Origin of the sequence: Microbacterium sp. cx-55, assembly GCF_021117345.1 — a bacterium.
Taxonomy (GTDB): domain Bacteria; phylum Actinomycetota; class Actinomycetes; order Actinomycetales; family Microbacteriaceae; genus Microbacterium.
Window position 1 is genome coordinate 1,480,392 of the sequence record NZ_CP088261.1, and the last position, 17,741, is coordinate 1,498,132.

The following is a 17,741-nucleotide window of genomic DNA, read 5'->3' on the forward strand; positions in this document are numbered from 1 at the left end:
ATGTCGGAGGGTCCACCTACTCTGGAAAGGTGCAGACCACCCGATCCGTTCGCCCCTTCGAGGTCATCAGCGAGTACATCCCCAGCGGCGACCAGCCGCAGGCGATCGCCGACCTCGCCGCCCGTATCAATGCCGGTGAGACCGACGTCGTGCTGCTCGGTGCGACCGGTACCGGCAAGTCCGCGACCACCGCGTGGCTGATCGAGCAGGTGCAGCGCCCGACGCTCGTCATGGCGCACAACAAGACCCTCGCCGCTCAGCTGGCGAACGAGTTCCGCGACCTCATGCCCAACAACGCGATCGAGTACTTCGTCTCGTACTACGACTACTACCAGCCCGAGGCGTACGTCCCGCAGACCGATACCTTCATCGAGAAGGATTCGTCGGTCAACGCCGAGGTCGAGCGCCTCCGCCACTCGACGACGAACTCGCTGCTGAGCCGTCGCGACGTCGTCGTGGTGTCGACCGTCTCCTGCATCTACGGCCTCGGCGCACCGGAGGAGTACCTGCGCGCGATGGTGGCGCTCCAGGTGGGGGAGCGGTACGACCGTGACGCCCTCATCCGTCAGTTCATCGCCATGCAGTACAACCGCAACGACGTCGACTTCTCACGAGGAAACTTCCGGGTGCGCGGCGACACGATCGAGATCATCCCGGTGTACGAGGAGTACGCCATCCGGATCGAGCTGTTCGGCGACGAGATCGAAGCGCTGTACATGCTGCATCCGCTGACCGGCGACGTGATCCAGAAGATGGATTCCGTGCCGATCTTTCCGGCGTCGCACTACGTCGCCGGAACCGATGTCGTGCAGCGCGCGATCGGCACGATCGAGGCCGAGCTTGCCGAGCGGCTCGCCGAATTCGAGCGTCAGGGCAAGCTCCTGGAGGCTCAGCGGCTCCGCATGCGCACGACGTTCGACCTCGAGATGCTGCAGCAACTGGGCTTCTGCTCGGGCATCGAGAACTACTCGCGTCACCTCGACGGCCGCGAGCCCGGCGCTCCGCCGCACACCCTCCTCGACTTCTTCCCCGACGACTTTCTGCTGGTGATCGACGAATCCCACGTGACCGTGCCGCAGATCGGCGCGATGTACGAGGGCGACGCATCCCGCAAGCGCACCCTCGTCGAGCACGGATTCCGACTGCCGTCCGCCATGGACAACCGGCCGCTCCGCTTCGACGAGTTCAAGAACCGCGTCGGCCAGACCGTGTACCTCTCGGCGACGCCGGGCAGGTACGAGATGGGCATCGCCGACGGCATCGTCGAGCAGATCATCCGGCCGACCGGCCTCATCGACCCCGAGATCGTGGTCAAGCCCTCGAAGGGGCAGATCGACGATCTGCTCGAGGAGATCCGGATCCGCGTCGAGCGCGACGAACGCGTGCTCGTCACGACGCTGACGAAGAAGATGTCGGAGGAGCTCACCGACTTCCTCAGCGAGCACGGGGTGCGCGTGCGCTACCTGCACTCCGATGTCGACACGCTCCGCCGCGTCGAGCTGCTGTCGGAGCTGCGCTCGGGTGTGTACGACGTGCTCGTCGGCATCAACCTGCTTCGAGAGGGCCTCGACCTGCCCGAGGTGTCGCTGGTGTCGATCCTCGACGCCGACAAGGAGGGCTTCCTCCGCAGCGGCACGTCACTCATCCAAACGATCGGCCGCGCCGCGCGAAACGTCTCGGGGCAGGTGCACATGTACGCCGACAAGATCACCGACTCCATGCGGTTGGCGATCGACGAGACGGATCGTCGGCGCGAGAAGCAGGTGGCGTACAACCTCGAGCACGGCATCGATCCCCAGCCTCTACGCAAGAAGATCGCCGACATCACCGACGCGTTGATCCGCGAGGGTGCCGACACGAAGGCGATGCTGGCGCGCGATCCGGGTCGCAAGGGTAAGTCGCCGACGCCGAACCTTCGTCGCGAGGGCATCGCGGCCGAGGGGGCGACGCAGCTGGAGTCCACGATCGAGGATCTGACGAATCAGATGCTGGCGGCGGCATCCGAGCTCAAGTTCGAGCTCGCCGGTCGCCTCCGTGACGAAGTGCAAGACCTCAAGAAAGAACTCCGCGCCATGGAGCGCGCCGGGCACGCGTAAGGGCCGGGAAGAAGACCCCGCGCGGCGCGATCGAGATCAGGGGCAGCGCCTCAGGGCCAGCGCCTCAGGGGCAGTGCATGAGGGGTTTCGGCCCCGACCGGTCGAACGTGTGCGCCGACATCGGCGCCCCGCACAGGGGGCACGGGCGCTCGGTGCGCACCGGCTCCGGCGCGGTCTCGTACGGACCGACGGATGCCGGACCGGCAGCGCGAATGAGGGAGGCGTTGATCCACTGGTACCACCCACCGGCGGCGCGCACGCGCTGACGCAGGGGGAGTCGTGGGGAGTCCGCATCCATTCGTGCCATGATGATTAGTGTACTAACTAATTGCGCTAGAGTCGCGGAATGTCTGATGATCTGCTGCGCCTCGAGAATCAGGTGTGCTTCGCACTCGTCACGGCGGCGCGCAACGTCGTGTCCATCTACCGACCTGTTCTCGAGCCGCTCGGGCTGACGCACCCGCAGTACCTCGTCATGCTGGCGCTCTGGGAGCAATCGCCGCGCGCGCTGGGTGAACTCGCTGCAGAGCTCGCGATGGAGCCCGCCACCCTGTCGCCGCTCGTCAAACGCCTCGAAGCGCAGGGCCGGGTGACGCGCACGCGCCGACCGAGCGACGAACGCGTGCTCGAGATCGGCCTCACGGGTGAGGGGCGCGACCTGCGTACAAGAGCCCTCGCCGTGCCGGAGCAGATCATGGCTCGGGTGGGAATGGACGCCGCGGCCCTCGCGAGCCTTCGGGACGCCCTGAGCCCCTTCGCCGGCCGCCTAGAGGGTTGACACTGAGCGCGGACGCGCGGAGTGTACCGCCGCGGGTCCGCCGCGAGCGAAGCGCGGACCCGGTGTCGGTGGCCCTGCCTAGACTTGACCGGTGCCCATTCTTCCCGTGTCCGAACTCGCCCACGCCGCCGGAACACTCAGCGTTCGCGGTGCCCGCGTCCACAACCTGAAGAATGTCGATCTCGACATTCCGCGTGAATCGATGGTGGTGTTCACGGGTCTTTCCGGGTCGGGAAAGTCGAGCCTCGCGTTCGACACGATCTTCGCCGAGGGCCAGCGTCGCTACGTCGAGTCCTTGAGCTCCTACGCCCGCCAGTTCCTCGGTCAAGTCGACCGCCCCGACGTCGACTTCATCGAAGGTCTCAGCCCCGCGGTGTCGATCGACCAGAAGTCGACCAACCGCAACCCGCGCTCGACCGTCGGCACGATCACCGAGATCCACGACTACATGCGCCTGCTGTGGGCGCGCATCGGCATTCCGCACTGCCCCGAGTGCGGTGAGGTCATCCAGCGGCAGACCGTGCAGCAGATCGCCGACCAGCTCATGGAGCTCCCCGATCGCACGCGTTACCAGATCGTCGCGCCGGTCGTGACCCAGAAGAAGGGCGAGTTCGTCGACCTCTTCAAGGAGCTCAGCGCGAAGGGGTATGCCCGTGCCGTCGTCGATGGTGACCTCGTGCAGCTCGCGGAGCCGCCGACACTCAAGAAGAGCTACAAGCACGACATCGCGGTCGTCGTCGATCGCCTGGTCGCGAGCCCCGACATCCTGTCCCGGGTCACCGACTCGGTCGAGACGGCGCTGGGCCTTGCCGGCGGCATGATGCAGGTCAACTTCGTCGACGACGAGGGCGACGACGCATGGCAGAACTTCAGCGAGAAGCTCGCCTGCCCGAACGGCCACCCGCTCCAGCTCACCGAGATCGAGCCGCGCACCTTCTCGTTCAATGCGCCCTTCGGTGCGTGCCCCGCCTGCTCGGGTCTCGGCACGCGCATGTCGGTCGACGTCGATCTGATGCTCGCAGACGAAGACCTGTCGATCCGCGAGGGCGTCATCATCCCTTGGACCACCCAGGGCAAGGGGCTGTTCCAGTACTACGAGCGACTGCTCGAGGGCCTCGCCGACGACCTCGGGTTCTCGCTCGACAAGCCGTGGCGGATGCTGCCGCAAGACATCAAAGACGCCGTGCTGCGCGGTGACAACTTCAAGGTCTCGGTGAAGTGGAAGAACCGGTACGGCCGCGAGATGCGGTACACGTCCGGCTTCGAGGGCGTCGTGCCCTACATCGAGCGCCAGTACGCGCAGGCCGAGTCCGACAGCGCTCGGCAGCGCTGGGGCGAGTACCTCCGAGAGGTGCCGTGTCCCGTCTGCGATGGTGCGCGTTTGAAGCCCGAGGTCCTCGCCGTGCAGGTGCACGGGCATTCCATCGCCGATGCGTCGCAGATGAGCCTGTCCGACGCGCAGAGATTCTTCGACACGCTCGACCTCACCGATCGTGAGGCCAAGATCGCCGCGGCCGTGCTGCGGGAGATCCGTGCGCGCCTCGACTTCCTCATCCAGGTCGGGCTCACCTACCTCTCGCTCGCGCGCGCGGCCGGGTCTCTCTCCGGCGGTGAGGCGCAGCGCATCCGGCTCGCCACGCAGATCGGTTCGGGCCTCACGGGCGTGCTGTACGTGCTCGACGAGCCGTCGATCGGCCTGCACCAGCGCGACAACCGGCGTCTCATCGAAACGCTGATCGCCCTGAAGAATCTGGGCAACACCCTGATCGTCGTGGAGCACGACGAGGAGACGATTCAGGCGGCTGACTGGGTCGTCGACATCGGACCGCGCGCCGGCGTCGACGGCGGCAACGTCGTGCACTCGGGTCCGTACGAGCAGCTCCTCACCGACGAGAACTCCCTCACCGCCGCGTACCTCTCCGGTCGTCGGCGCATCGAGGTGCCGGCCAAGCGCCGCCCGATCGACAAGAAGCGTCAGATCTCCGTCGTGGGGGCGCGGGCGAACAACCTCCAGAACGTGACGGCCACCTTCCCGTTGGGCGTTCTGACCGCGGTCACCGGGGTCAGCGGTTCGGGCAAGTCCTCGCTCGTGAACGGCATCCTGTACGAGGTGCTGGCGTCGAAGCTGAACGGCGCGCGTCGCGTTCCCGGCAAGCACACCCGTGTCACCGGCCTCGACAATCTCGACAAGGTCGTACACGTCGACCAAGCGCCGATCGGCCGCACTCCGCGTTCCAACCCGGCGACGTACACGGGAGTGTTCGACCGCATCCGCAATCTGTTCGCCGAAACCCCCGAGGCCAAGGCGCGCGGCTACCAGGCCGGCCGGTTCAGCTTCAACGTCAAGGGCGGGCGCTGCGACGCCTGCTCGGGTGACGGCACCATCAAGATCGAGATGAACTTCCTGCCCGACGTCTACGTCGACTGCGAGGTCTGCCACGGCAAGCGATACAACCGCGACACGCTCTCGGTGCACTACAAGGGCAAGAACATCGCCGAGGTGCTCGAGATGCCGATCGCGGAAGCCGCGGATTTCTTCGAGCCGATCCAGGCGATCCACCGATTCATGAAGACACTGGTCGACGTGGGGCTCGGGTACGTGCGTCTCGGGCAGTCGGCGACGACTCTCTCCGGAGGAGAGGCGCAGCGCGTCAAGCTCGCCACCGAACTGCAGCGCCGATCGAACGGGCGCAGCATCTACGTGCTCGACGAACCGACCACGGGCCTGCACTTCGAAGACGTCAGCCTCCTGCTCGGAGTGTTGAACAGCCTGGTCGACAAGGGCAACACCGTGATCGTCATCGAGCACAACCTCGACGTCATCAAGTCGGCGGACTGGGTCATCGACCTGGGTCCCGAGGGCGGATCGGGCGGCGGCATGATCGTCGCGACCGGTACGCCCGAGAAAGTCGCGCGTACGGAGGGCAGTCACACCGGCGCGTTCCTGGCCGAGGTGCTCGACGCCGGCGAGCGGCGCAAGGCGGGCTGATCGTGCCGTCCGTTCTGCCCTATCGGCCGAAGCAGGGCGAGATCCCCACGAGTCCGGGGGTGTATCGCTTCCGTGATGCCGAGGGCCGCATCCTGTACGTCGGCAAGGCGAAGAACCTGAGGGCGCGGCTCTCGAACTACTTCGCTCCGCTGCACACGCTGCACGAGCGCACGCGCCGGATGGTGACGACCGCGTCGTCGGTCGAATGGACCGTCGTCGGCAGCGACGTCGAGGCGTTGCAGCTCGAGTACATGTGGATCCAGGAGTTCACACCGCCCTTCAACGTCCGCTACAAGGACGACAAGTCCTACCCGTACATGGCGATCACCCTCGCCGACGAGGCGCCACGGGTCATCGTGACGCGCAACCGGCGCATCAAGGGGGCGAAGTACTTCGGGCCGTACCCGAAGATCTGGGCCGTGCACGACGTGATCGATCTCATGATCAAGGTCTTCCCCATCCGCACCTGCTCGGATTCGTCGTACAAGAAGGCGATGGCGACGGGTCGTCCGTGCTTCCCCGGCCAGATCGGCCGATGCGGCGGCCCCTGCTCGATGAAGGTGACGATCGACGAGCACCGCGCGATGGTCGATGACTTCGTCGCGTTCATGTCAGGTGGAGACCAGCGGTTCACGAAGGCGCTCTCGGCCCGGATGCGGGAAGCCGCCGCGGCGATGGACTACGAAGCGGCCGCCGACTACCGCGACAAGCTGCAGGCGATCGAGGCGGTGCTGGTCAAGAGCGCCCTGGTTCTGCCGGATGACACGGATGCGGACCTCTTCGGGATCGCGGAGGACGAACTCGCCGCCACGGTGCAGCACTTCGTCGTCCGCGGTGGGCGCGTGCGCGGGGTGCGCGCGACGACGATCGAGAAGGAGATCGACATCTCCGGCGCGGACCTCGTCGACCAGGTCATCCAGCGCACGTACGGTGATGCCTCCGCGGCCGACATCCCGAAGCAGGTGCTCGTGCCGACGCTTCCGGAAGATGCCGCCGAGCTCGAGCAGTGGCTTCGGGACAAGCGCGGCAAGGGCGTGACGATCCAGGTCGCCCAGCGCGGCGGGAAGGCCGACCTGATGCGCACGGCGACGATCAACGCGCAGCAGGCCCTGATGCTCTACAAGACGCGGCGCACGAGCGACTACGTCGCTCGGACGCAGGCGCTCACCGATCTGCAGGAGGCGCTCGAGCTCGCCGAAGCGCCGCTGCGGATCGAATGCTACGACGTCTCGCACCTGTCGGGAACGAACGTGGTGGCCTCGATGGTCGTGTTCGAGGACGGCCTGCCCCGGAAGGATCAGTACCGCACGTTCGGGATCCCCGAGACGACCGACGACACCGACTCCATCCACCAGGTCATGACGCGTCGCCTCGCGTACCTCGATCGCCCCGAGGAGCAGTCGGATGCGGAGATCGCGGCGGCCGCCATCGACGTCACGGCGTCCGCCGACGGCGACGAGGTCGTGGCGACGACCCGCAAGCGCCCGCGGTTCGCGTACCCGCCCCAGTTGCTCGTCGTCGACGGCGGACAGCCTCAGGTGGCGGCTGCGGCGCGTGCGCTGGCGGACTCCGGTCACACCGAGATCGCGCTGTGCGGCATTGCGAAGCGTCTCGAGGAGGTGTGGCTGCCGGGGGAGGACTTCCCGGTCATCCTGCCGCGCACGTCGGAGGCGCTCTACCTCTTGCAGCGCCTGCGCGACGAAGCGCACCGGTTCGCGATCACGCACCAGCGCAAGCGTCGCAAGCGCGACATCTCGAGCGTGCTGTCCGAAGTCCCCGGGCTCGGCGACACCCGGATCAAGGCGCTGTTGCGGCACTTCGGGTCGGTCGCGGCGCTCCGGGAGGCGACGCCGGAGCAGATCACGGAGCTGCCCGGCATCGGTCCGAAGCTCGCGGCGACGGTGCACGAGCACCTGACGAATCGGTAGGCTGGAAGCTCGACGACAGGGGTAGACATGTCGGAACCCGCGGTGACGACCAGCGCCGGTGAGGTGCTCATCGTCACGGGTATGTCCGGCGCCGGGCGATCGACCGTCGCGAACGCGCTCGAAGACCTCGACTGGTACGTGGTCGATAACCTTCCGCCGACCATGCTGCGTCCGCTTCTGGAACTCTCCGAGCGCGCCGGGGGAGCGGTGCCGCGGGTGGCCGTCGTCGTCGACGTGCGCGGACGCGACCTGTTCGGCAGTCTGCCCGAGATCACTCGGTCGCTCCGCGACGGCCGGCACTTGCGTCTGGTTTTCCTGGACGCGAGCGACGACGTGCTCGTCCGCCGGTTCGAGGCCGTGCGTCGTCCGCATCCGCTGCAGGCCGGCGGCACGATCGTCGATGGAATCCACCGCGAGCGCGCGCGTCTCGCGCCGCTCCGGGAGAACGCCGACCTCATCGTCGACACGTCGTCGTACAACGTCCACCAGCTGACGAGCCGCGTCGCGGAACTGTTCGCGGCCGAGGGCGCGGCGCCGCACACGGTCACGCTCATGAGCTTCGGCTTCAAGTACGGGCTTCCGGCGGATGCCGACATCGTCGCCGACATGCGTTTTCTTCCGAACCCCTACTGGACCGACGAACTCCGCTCGTTGACCGGTGAAGACGAGAAAGTGCGCGATTTTGTGCTCGACCAGGAGGGCGCCCGCGAGTTCCTCGACGCCTACTCCGCTGCGCTCGCCCCCGTTCTCGCGGGTTATCAGCGCGAGAACAAGCGTCACTCGATCATCGCGATCGGGTGCACGGGCGGCAAGCATCGCTCGGTCGTGATGGTGCGAGAACTCGCGGAACGGCTCGCCGAGGTGCCGGGTGTTGCGGTGGGTGTGACGCATCGCGACCTCGGTCGCGAGTAGGCTGGAATGTCGTTTCCCGCCCCGACCCGAGGAGTGCCGTGCCCCTGACCGCCGACGTCAAGGCCGAGTTGATCGCCGGACGCGACCCGCGTCCCTCTGCGAGAGTGGCCGAACTGACGGCGATCCTGCGCTTCGCGGGAGGGCTGCATTCCATCGCCGGTCGCGTCGCCGTCGAAGCCGAGGTCGACTCCGAAGCGCTCGCGCGACGGGTCGCTCGTGAACTCGTCGAGATCTACGGAGTGCGCCCCGAACTCGCCCACGTACAGGGCACCTCGGGCCGCACCGGGGGTTCGTACGCGGTGCGCGTCATCGAGGGCGGCGAGACGCTCGCGCGGCAGACCGGTCTACTCGATCAGCGCCGCCGCCAGGTGCGCGGCCTGCCGAACAAGCTCACGACCGGCGCCCGTCATGACCTCGCCGCGATCTGGCGTGGCGCATTCCTCGCGACCGGAACGCTGACCGATCCCGGCCGTTCCGCCGCGCTCGAGGTCTCCTGCCCCTCCGGAGAGGCCGCCATGGCCCTCGTCGGCGCGGGACACCGCCTCGGCATCCCCGCCAAGGCCCGCGAGGTGCGCGGCGTGCCGCGCGTCGTCGTGCGCGAGGGAGAGGCCATCCGCTCCGCCCTCCACGAGATGGGCGCGCGGAAGGCCGCGCAGGACTGGGAGCAGCTGCGTCAGCGCCGCGAGGTGCGCGCCGGGGTCAACCGCCTGGTGAACTTCGATGACGCGAACCTGCGCCGCTCCGCTCAGGCGGCGGTGGCCGCATGCGCGCGGGTCGAGCGGGCGCTCGAGATCCTCGGTGACTCCGTTCCCGAGCACCTGAAGGCTGCGGGCGACCTGCGCCTGGCCCATCGCGACGCGAGCCTCGACGAGCTCGGCCACCACGCCGATCCACCGATGACAAAGGACGCCGTGGCAGGCCGCATCCGGCGCCTTCTGGCGATGGCCGACAAGCAGGCCGAGATCGACGGCGTGCCGGGCACGGAGTCCGCCGTCCCCGTCGGCGCCGACGACTGACCCGCACGGGCGGACGGATGCGGCGCCGACACGCGCGGCCCGTTCGTCCTGTCATTCGGGGGAATCAAGGCTCTCGAATCCGGGTTGCCCCTCAGTAGGATGGGGTCGTCCCCTCGTCGCTCCGAGGACTTCGGCGCGGCGCCGACAGGAAGAAGAGATTATGGCAAAGTACACGCTGCCCGAACTCACGTACGACTACGCCGCGCTCGAGCCGAGCATCAGCGGAACGATCATGGAGCTGCACCACAGCAAGCACCACCAGGCCTACGTCACCGGCGCCAACACCGCGCTGGAGCAGCTGGCCGAAGCCCGGGATTCGGGCAACCTGGCCAACATCAACAAGCTCGAGAAGGACCTCGCGTTCAACCTCGGCGGCCACACGAACCACTCGATCTTCTGGACGAACCTGTCTCCGAACGGTGGCGACAAGCCGACCGGCGAGCTGGAGTCCGCGATCACCGACCACTTCGGTTCGTTCGACAAGTTCCAGGCCCACTTCACGGCCGCGGCGCTGGGCGTCCAGGGCTCCGGATGGGCGGGTCTGTTCTGGGACTCGATCGGTGAGAACCTCATCATCCAGCAGTTCTTCGACCAGCAGTCGCAGTTCGCCGCTGGCTCCGTGCCGCTGCTGCTGCTCGACGTCTGGGAGCACGCGTACTACCTCGACTACAAGAACGTCCGTGCCGACTACGTCAAGGCGTTCTGGAACATCACCGACTGGGCCAATGTTCAGACCCGCTTTGTCACGGCTCGGGAGAAGACGGCAGGCCTGCTGGTAGTGTCATGATCAGGTGAGGATGCCGCGCAGCCCTCGCTTTTGCGGGGCTCCGGCATCCTCTTCTTCGGAGCCGATGCACCCTGTTTTCGGTTCCGTCCCGGGGGTCCATCTCGGGAAAGATAAGGCGCTACGGCGCGACGAGAAAACGGGAGACACCGTGTCTGTCAAGATCGGCATCAACGGCTTCGGCCGTATCGGACGCAACTACTTGCGCGCAGCACTCGCGCAGGGAGCTGACCTGGAAATCGTGGCGGTGAACGACCTCACCGACAACAAGACGCTCGCGCACCTGCTGAAGTACGACTCCGTCGGCGGCCCGCTCACCGAAGAGGTGTCGTACGACGCGGACTCGATCACCGTCGGCGGCAAGAAGATCAAGGTCTTCGAAGAGCGCGACCCCGCCAACCTCCCCTGGGGCGAGCTGGGAGTCGACATCGTCATCGAGTCGACCGGCCGCTTCACCAAGGCCGAGGACGCGAAGAAGCACGTCGCCGGCGGCGCAAAGAAGGTCCTGATCTCGGCACCCGCCACGGGTGACGACGTCACGATCGTCATGGGTGTCAACGAGGGCGACTACAACCCCGAGACCGACGCCATCATCTCGAACGCGTCGTGCACCACGAACTGCCTCGCGCCCCTCGCGCAGGTCTTCAACGACGCGTTCGGCATCGAGCGCGGCTTCATGATGACCGCACACGCGTACACGGCCGACCAGAACCTGCAGGACGGCCCGCACAGCGACCTTCGTCGTGCCCGCGCCGCGGCGATCAACATCGTTCCGGCCTCGACCGGTGCCGCGAAGGCCATCGGCCACGTGCTGCCCGAGCTGAACGGCAAGCTGAGCGGTTCCTCGTACCGCGTGCCCGTGCCCACCGGCTCCATCGTCGACCTCACGATCGTCACCCCCACCGAGGGCCTGACCGTCGAGTCCGTCAACGCCGCGTACAAGGCTGCGGCGGCCGACGGTCGCCTCGCCGGCTACCTGCAGTACACCGAGGACCCGATCGTCTCCAGCGACATCCAGGGCAACCCGCACTCCTCGATCTTCGACTCGGAGCTGACCAACGTCAGCGGCAACCTGGTCAAGGTCTCGGCGTGGTACGACAACGAGTGGGGCTACTCCAACCGTCTCGTCGACCTGACCGAGTACGTCGCAGAGAGCCTGTAAGCGCCTCATCATGGCACTGCGCACCCTTGCCTCGCTGGGGTCGCTCGCCGGTAAGCGCGTCATCGTCCGTGCTGACCTCAATGTCCCCTTGCGGGACGGGGTCATCACGGACGATGGTCGCGTTCGGGCGACGCTTCCCACCCTCAACGCCCTGATCGATCAGGGCGCCCGCCTCATCGTCGCCTCCCACCTGGGACGACCCTATGGGGCACCCGACCCGAAGTACAGCCTCGAGCCGGTCGCGCAGCGACTGTCGGAGCTGCTCGGAAAGCCCGTCGCGTTCGCTCGCGACACGGTGGGGGTGTCGGCCCACGAGGCTGTCGCCTCGCTTCAGGACGGCGACGTCACCGTCATCGAGAACCTCCGATTCAATCCCGGAGAGACCTCGAAGGACGAGGGCGAGCGCCGTGCGTTCGCGCAGCAGCTCGCCGAGCTCGGCGACGCGCTCGTCTCGGACGGGTTCGGTGTCGTGCACCGCAAGCAGGCCAGTGTCTACGACCTGGCCGAGCTGCTCCCGTCGGCGGCCGGTCTCCTGATCGAGACCGAGGTCGACGTGCTCGACCGTCTGACCGAGAACCCCGAGCGCCCGTACGCGGTCGTGCTCGGCGGGTCGAAGGTCAGCGACAAGCTGGGCGTCATCGCGCACCTGCTGCCGCGAGTGGACACGATCCTGGTCGGCGGCGGAATGATGTTCACGTTCCTCGCGGCCGAGGGTTACCCCGTGGGGGCCAGCCTGCTCGAGAAGGACCAGATCGAGACCGTCAAGGGATACATCGCGACGGCCAAGGAGCGCGGCGTCACGCTGATCTTCCCGGTCGACGCCGTCGTTGCTTCGTCGTTCAGTGCGGATGCGGACCACGTGGTCGCCGCCGCGGACGCTCTCGAAGACACTCCGTACGGTTCCTCCGGTCTGGGCCTCGACATCGGGCCGGAGACCGCGAAGATCTTCGCGGACGCCATCCGCGGCAGCAAGACCGTGTTCTGGAATGGGCCGATGGGCGTGTTCGAGATGCCGGCCTTCGCGAGCGGAACCAAGACCGTCGCTCAGGCGCTCACCGAGGTCGACGGACTGTCCGTCGTCGGTGGCGGCGACTCCGCGGCCGCCGTGCGTCAGCTCGGGTTCTCGGACGACCGTTTCGGTCACATCTCCACCGGCGGCGGAGCGAGCCTGGAGTTCCTCGAAGGTAAGAAGCTCCCCGGACTGGAGGTCCTCGGATGGTCGCTGTGACCAGAACACCGCTCATCGCGGGTAACTGGAAGATGAACCTGGACCACCTCCAGGCCGTCGCGCTCGTGCAGAAGCTGCACTGGACGCTGAAGGACGCGAAGCACGAGTCCGACACCGTCGAGGTGGCACTGTTCCCGCCGTTCACCGATCTTCGGACGGTGCAGACCCTCATCGATGCCGACAAGATCCCGTTCGCCCTCGGCGCGCAGGACATCTCGACGCACGATTCGGGCGCGTACACGGGTGAGATCTCGGGCGCGTTCCTCGCCAAGCTGGATGCCGCATACGTGATCATCGGGCACTCCGAGCGTCGCGAGTACCACGCCGAGTCGGATGAGGTCGTGGCCGCGAAGGTCGCTGCGGCCCTCCGCCACGGGCTTCGCCCGGTGATCTGCGTCGGTGAGACCGCCGCAGACCTCGAAGAGTTCGGCGCGAGCGCTGTTCCGGTCGGCCAGTTGCGCGTCGCCCTCGAGGGCGTCGCGGCGGACGCCGAGATCGTTGTGGCGTACGAGCCGGTCTGGGCCATCGGCTCGGGCCAGGCGGCGACGCCCGATCAGGCGCAGGAGGTGTGCGCGAAGCTCCGCGAGGTGGTCGCGGAGACCCTCGGTGCCGACGCGGCCGCGCGTACCCGTGTGCTCTACGGCGGGTCTGTGAAGTCGAGCAACATCGCCAGCTTCCTGCGTGAGCCCGACGTCGACGGCGCGCTCGTCGGCGGGGCGAGCCTCGTTGCGGACGAGTTCGCTGCCATCATCCGATTCCAGAAGCACGTCGGCGTGTGACACTTCCGGGAGGCCGGTCCGACCGGCCTCCCGGAAGCGTCCGCCCGGCTCGCTATACTTAACCCTTGTGCGGTCCGACGGGTCGCCGGGAAAGGGTACGACCACAGTGCAGATCCTCGAGTTCGTGCTCCAGGTGCTCCTCGGCATCACGAGCCTTCTGCTGACTTTGCTCATCCTGCTGCACAAGGGCCGCGGTGGCGGCCTCTCCGACATGTTCGGTGGCGGAATGAGTTCGACCATGGGATCATCCGGCCTTGCCGAGCGCAACCTGAACCGCTTCACGGTCGTTCTCGCGCTCACCTGGTTCGTCTCGATCGTGGCCCTGGGTCTGGTCACCAAGTTCTCCGGACTGGTCTGACATGGCCACCGGAGGCAACGCGATCCGCGGCACTCGTGTCGGCGCCGGCCCGATGGGCGAGCAGGATCACGGGTACCACGCCGACCGCGTCGCGGTGTCCTACTGGGATGCCCTCGGCAACGAGACGACCCGGTACTTCGCTGCCGGCATCACCGAAGACGAGATCCCCGACACGATCGACTCCCCGCACTCGGGGCTCCCGGCCGGTCGCGACCAGGCGAACCCGCCGGCCGTGGCGAAGGCCGAGCCCTACAAGACGCACCTCGCCTATGTGAAAGAGCGTCGCACCGACGACGAAGCCGTCGAGCTCCTCGACGATGCGCTCAAGAAGGTTCGCGATCGGCGCGGTCAGAGCTGACCACCGGTACATGATGAAGGGGCGGATGCAGCTGCATCCGCCCCTTCATCATGTGAGCGACTCGGCGCCGCTCAGTAGTCGATGTCGATGAGCTCCGGCGGCACCTTGCCGGCGGCCGCCTCATCGACGAAGAACACCGTCCGTTTGCGTCCCTTGGCGCCCGCTGCGGGAACGCTCTGGTAGCTGGCTCCGGCGAGGGCCAGGCCGAGCGCCGAGGCCTTGTCTGGGCCGACCAGCACCATCCAGACGCGCTTGGAGGAATTGATCACCGGTCGCGTCATCGTGATGCGTTCGGCGGGCGGCTTGGGCGACTCGCGCACCGGCACCGCCGCACGATCGGTGATGCTGATCTCCGGGCGGTCGGGGAACAGCGACGCGATATGCGCATCGGGTCCGACACCCAGGAAGCAGACGTCGAACGACGGCCAGGCGCCGACCGCCGGGTCGGCGAATCGTGCGAGCTCGGCCGCGTAGGCGTCCGCCGCCGCGTCGAGATCGAGACCGTCGTCGGACGCGGCCATCGCATGGATGTGATCGGCCGGGATGTCGATCAGGTCGAAGAGAGTCGCCGCGGCCACCGCGTCGTTCCGGTCTGCGGAGCCGCGCGGAACGAACCGCTCATCACTCCACCAGAAGTGCACGAGCGACCAGTCGATCTCGGCACGTCGCGGGTGGGCGGCGACGGCAGCCAGCACCTGGCCCGCCATCGATCCGCCCGTCAGCGAGACATGCGCGAGCTTGCCCTCGACAACGCGCTTCGATACGCGGCTGAGCAGTCGCGAAGCCACCGCCCGAGCGAGGGCGTCGGGGTCGGCGCGAACGACGACCTGCTTCTCCGCGACCTGCGATGTCATCGGGTCTCGCTCTCCGTGCGGGATTCGACCAGGTCGCACCCCTCCGTGATCACGCGCCCGTACAGCGCGTCGGGGTCGAGACGGCGGAGCTCCTCCGCCAGGCACTCACGCAGCGAGCGGCGCGGGAACGCCAGCTCGTGCGTCGGCTGCCCGGGCTGGGTGAGCACGGCGGTCGCCGGGTCGGGACGCTCCAGGAGGATGTCGCCATCCTCGCGGGTGAGCCGCACCGACTTGATGCCGTGCGCCCACTCCGACGCGTCGAGATAGCGCCACGACACATCGATCTTCAGCTGCAGCGTGAGCCATGCCGCGAGAAGCGGAGTCGACGGGGAATCCGCCCCACCCAGAACCTCGGCGGCGGTGACCTCCTGGTACGGCGGCTGGTCGAGCACCGCAGCGAGCTGTTCGCGCCACCGGGTGAGCCGGGTCCAGGCGAGATCGGTGTCGCCGGGAGCGTAGTTCGCGCCGAGTCCCTGGACCCACGTGTGCGGGTCTTCCTGGGTTGCCGCATCCGTGATGCGACGCTGAGCGATTCGGCCGAGCGCGGACTGCGACGGGACGGGCGGGGTGTCCTCGGGCCACCACACGACGACCGGGGCATCCGGAAGAAGAAGTCCCGTCACCAGGCTCTCCGTGTTGGAGCCTGCGGCGCCGTACGCGTGCAGCAGGACGACCTCGCTCGCGCCGGCGTCTCCGCCGACACGGATCTGCGCGTCGAGCCGAGCGTCGCCGTCCGGAGTGTCTAGCAGCACGATGACGCGCATGGGGTGTTCCCGCGAGGCATCGTTCGCGGCCTCGATGGCCTCTTCCTCGATGCCGCGCCGCGTGGCGATCACGAGCGTCAGGACGCGGCCGAGGGCCACTGCCCCGCCCTCTTCGCGCACGTCGATGAGGGCACGGGAGATCTTGCTGACGGTCGTGTCAGGCAGGTCGACGATCACGGGCGCCTCCAAGTGCGTCCATCGCGGGAGAGGAGCTCGTCCGCCGAGCTCGGACCCCACGAACCGGGGGAGTACTGCTCGAGAGCGCCGCCCTGAGCCTCCCAGAACTTCTCGATCGGGTCGAGGATCTTCCAGCTGAGCTCGACCTCTTCGTGGCGCGGAAACAGCGGCGGATCGCCGAGCAGAACGTCGAGGATGAGGCGCTCGTACGCCTCCGGGCTCGCCTCGGTGAACGCATGGCCGTAGCCGAAGTCCATCGTCACGTCGCGCACCTGGTTGTCGGCGCCGGGAACCTTGGAGCCGAACCGGATGGTGACGCCCTCGTCGGGCTGCACCCGGATGACGAGGGCGTTCTGGCCTTGTCCTGCCGTGGCGCTGCGCCCGAACAGCAGCTCGGGCGACTGCTTGAAGACGACTGCGATCTCGGTCACGCGTCGGCCGAGGCGTTTTCCGGTGCGCAGGTAGAACGGCACATCGGCCCAGCGTCGCGTGTTGATCTCGAGCTTGATGGCGGCGTACGTCTCGGTCGTGGAGTTCGGGTCCATCCCGTCCTCTTCGAGGAAGCCGCGCACCTTCTCGCCGCCCTGCCATCCGCCGCCGTATTGACCGCGAGCGGTCGCGAGGCTCAGATCCTCGGGCAGCGTCACCGCGGCGAGCACCTTCTCCTTCTCCGCCCGCAACTGCGTCGCGTCGAAGCTGATCGGCTCCTCCATCGCGGTGAGCGCGAGAAGCTGCAGGAGATGGTTCTGGATGACGTCGCGAGCCGCGCCGATTCCGTCGTAGTACCCGGCGCGTCCGCCGACGCCGATGTCCTCGGCCATCGTGATCTGCACGTGGTCGACGTAGTTCCGGTTCCAGATCGGTTCGTACAGCTCGTTGGCGAAACGGAGCGCGAGGATGTTCTGCACCGTCTCCTTACCGAGGTAGTGGTCGATGCGGAAGATCGAATCGGTCGGGAACGCGGAGCGGAGCGCGTCGTTCAGGGCGCGGGCCGAGTCGAGGTCGTGGCCGAACGGCTTCTCGATCACGACGCGGCGCCAGCGGTCGGAGGCATCCGCGGTGTCATCCACGAGCCCCGACGCCTTCAACTGCTGCGCGACGATCGGGAAGTCCTTCGGCGGAATCGACAGGTAGTACGCGTGGTTCCCCATCGTGCCGCGTTCGACGTCGAGCGTTTCGACCGTCTCACGAAGACGGCGGAACGCGTCGAGATCGTCGAACTCGCCCTGCACGAAGCGGATGCCCTGCAGGAGCTGGGCCCAGGTCTCCTCGCGGAACTCGGTGCGCGAGTGCTCCTTGACGGCCTCGTACACGACCTGGGCGAAGTCCTCGTCCTCCCAGTCGCGACGCGCGAAACCGACGAGTCCGAAGCCGGGAGGCAGCAGACCGCGGTTGGCCAGGTCGTAGACGGCGGGCATGAGCTTCTTGCGTGACAGGTCTCCTGTCACGCCGAAGATGACGAGGGCGCTGGGTCCCGCAATGCGGTTCAGGCGCCGGTCGTCCGGGTCGCGCAGGGGGTTGTGCCCGCGCGAGATCTCGACAGTCATCGGGTCGATCT

General features: G+C 67.4%; 16 protein-coding genes. 12 read left to right on the forward strand and 4 right to left on the reverse strand.

The window, feature by feature from the left end; translation table 11 throughout:
• Nucleotides 1-29 precede the first annotated feature (29 nt).
• A complete protein-coding gene (gene uvrB, locus LQ938_RS06910) occupies nucleotides 30-2,096 on the forward strand; it encodes an excinuclease ABC subunit UvrB (protein WP_223721343.1) in 2,067 nt (688 codons plus the stop codon).
• A 64-nt stretch (nucleotides 2,097-2,160) separates the two neighbouring features.
• On the opposite strand, the gene LQ938_RS06915 is transcribed toward uvrB, so the two are convergent.
• A complete protein-coding gene (locus LQ938_RS06915) occupies nucleotides 2,161-2,403 on the reverse strand; it encodes a hypothetical protein (RefSeq protein WP_223721342.1) in 243 nt (80 codons plus the stop codon).
• A gap of 39 nt (nucleotides 2,404-2,442) precedes the next feature.
• Between LQ938_RS06915 and LQ938_RS06920 the strand changes: the two genes are divergently transcribed.
• The 11 genes from LQ938_RS06920 (at nucleotide 2,443) to LQ938_RS06970 (ending at nucleotide 14,388) form a co-directional block, all read left to right on the forward strand.
• Nucleotides 2,443-2,874 carry a MarR family winged helix-turn-helix transcriptional regulator gene (locus LQ938_RS06920; RefSeq protein ID WP_223721341.1) on the forward strand — a complete coding sequence of 144 codons (432 nt, stop codon included), beginning with the start codon at nucleotides 2,443-2,445 and terminating at the stop codon, nucleotides 2,872-2,874.
• 91 nt (nucleotides 2,875-2,965) lie between these two features.
• Nucleotides 2,966-5,863, forward strand: coding sequence for an excinuclease ABC subunit UvrA (uvrA, locus tag LQ938_RS06925; RefSeq protein ID WP_223721340.1), 2,898 nt, complete (start codon nucleotides 2,966-2,968; stop codon nucleotides 5,861-5,863).
• Nucleotides 5,864-5,865: 2 nt separating this feature from the next.
• Entirely contained in the window at nucleotides 5,866-7,791 is a 1,926-nt protein-coding gene (gene uvrC / locus LQ938_RS06930; RefSeq protein WP_223721339.1) for an excinuclease ABC subunit UvrC, read from the forward strand.
• A 27-nt stretch (nucleotides 7,792-7,818) separates the two neighbouring features.
• Nucleotides 7,819-8,703 carry an RNase adapter RapZ gene (gene rapZ / locus LQ938_RS06935; protein ID WP_223721338.1) on the forward strand — a complete coding sequence of 295 codons (885 nt, stop codon included), beginning with the start codon at nucleotides 7,819-7,821 and terminating at the stop codon, nucleotides 8,701-8,703.
• A 38-nt stretch (nucleotides 8,704-8,741) separates the two neighbouring features.
• Nucleotides 8,742-9,719 (forward strand): DNA-binding protein WhiA, encoded by a 978-nt coding sequence (gene whiA, locus LQ938_RS06940; protein ID WP_223721337.1) that lies wholly within the window; start codon nucleotides 8,742-8,744, stop codon nucleotides 9,717-9,719.
• A gap of 160 nt (nucleotides 9,720-9,879) precedes the next feature.
• A complete protein-coding gene (locus LQ938_RS06945; protein ID WP_223721336.1) occupies nucleotides 9,880-10,506 on the forward strand; it encodes a superoxide dismutase in 627 nt (208 codons plus the stop codon).
• A 148-nt stretch (nucleotides 10,507-10,654) separates the two neighbouring features.
• A complete protein-coding gene (gene gap, locus LQ938_RS06950) occupies nucleotides 10,655-11,665 on the forward strand; it encodes a type I glyceraldehyde-3-phosphate dehydrogenase (RefSeq protein WP_223721335.1) in 1,011 nt (336 codons plus the stop codon).
• 10 nt (nucleotides 11,666-11,675) lie between these two features.
• Nucleotides 11,676-12,893 (forward strand): phosphoglycerate kinase, encoded by a 1,218-nt coding sequence (locus tag LQ938_RS06955; protein ID WP_223721334.1) that lies wholly within the window; start codon nucleotides 11,676-11,678, stop codon nucleotides 12,891-12,893.
• A complete protein-coding gene (gene tpiA / locus LQ938_RS06960) occupies nucleotides 12,881-13,672 on the forward strand; it encodes a triose-phosphate isomerase (protein WP_223721333.1) in 792 nt (263 codons plus the stop codon). Before LQ938_RS06955 ends, tpiA begins: the two co-directional genes overlap by 13 nt.
• A 106-nt stretch (nucleotides 13,673-13,778) precedes the next feature.
• A complete protein-coding gene (gene secG, locus LQ938_RS06965) occupies nucleotides 13,779-14,030 on the forward strand; it encodes a preprotein translocase subunit SecG (protein WP_223721332.1) in 252 nt (83 codons plus the stop codon).
• Nucleotide 14,031: 1 nt separating this feature from the next.
• Complete coding sequence (locus LQ938_RS06970) at nucleotides 14,032-14,388, forward strand: RNA polymerase-binding protein RbpA (RefSeq protein WP_223721331.1); 357 nt, start codon at nucleotides 14,032-14,034, stop codon at nucleotides 14,386-14,388.
• Between the two features lie 71 nt (nucleotides 14,389-14,459).
• Here the strand turns inward: LQ938_RS06970 and pgl are convergent, their stop codons facing one another.
• Genes pgl through zwf form a run of 3 tightly spaced genes read right to left on the reverse strand, consistent with a single transcriptional unit; the run spans nucleotide 14,460 to nucleotide 17,730 of the window.
• Nucleotides 14,460-15,242 (reverse strand): 6-phosphogluconolactonase, encoded by a 783-nt coding sequence (gene pgl / locus LQ938_RS06975; protein WP_223721330.1) that lies wholly within the window; start codon nucleotides 15,240-15,242, stop codon nucleotides 14,460-14,462.
• Entirely contained in the window at nucleotides 15,239-16,183 is a 945-nt protein-coding gene (locus LQ938_RS06980) for a glucose-6-phosphate dehydrogenase assembly protein OpcA (protein ID WP_223721329.1), read from the reverse strand. The genes pgl and LQ938_RS06980 overlap by 4 nt, the downstream gene beginning before the upstream one ends.
• Complete coding sequence (gene zwf, locus LQ938_RS06985; RefSeq protein ID WP_223721328.1) at nucleotides 16,180-17,730, reverse strand: glucose-6-phosphate dehydrogenase; 1,551 nt, start codon at nucleotides 17,728-17,730, stop codon at nucleotides 16,180-16,182. The genes LQ938_RS06980 and zwf overlap by 4 nt, the downstream gene beginning before the upstream one ends.
• Nucleotides 17,731-17,741 lie beyond the last annotated feature (11 nt).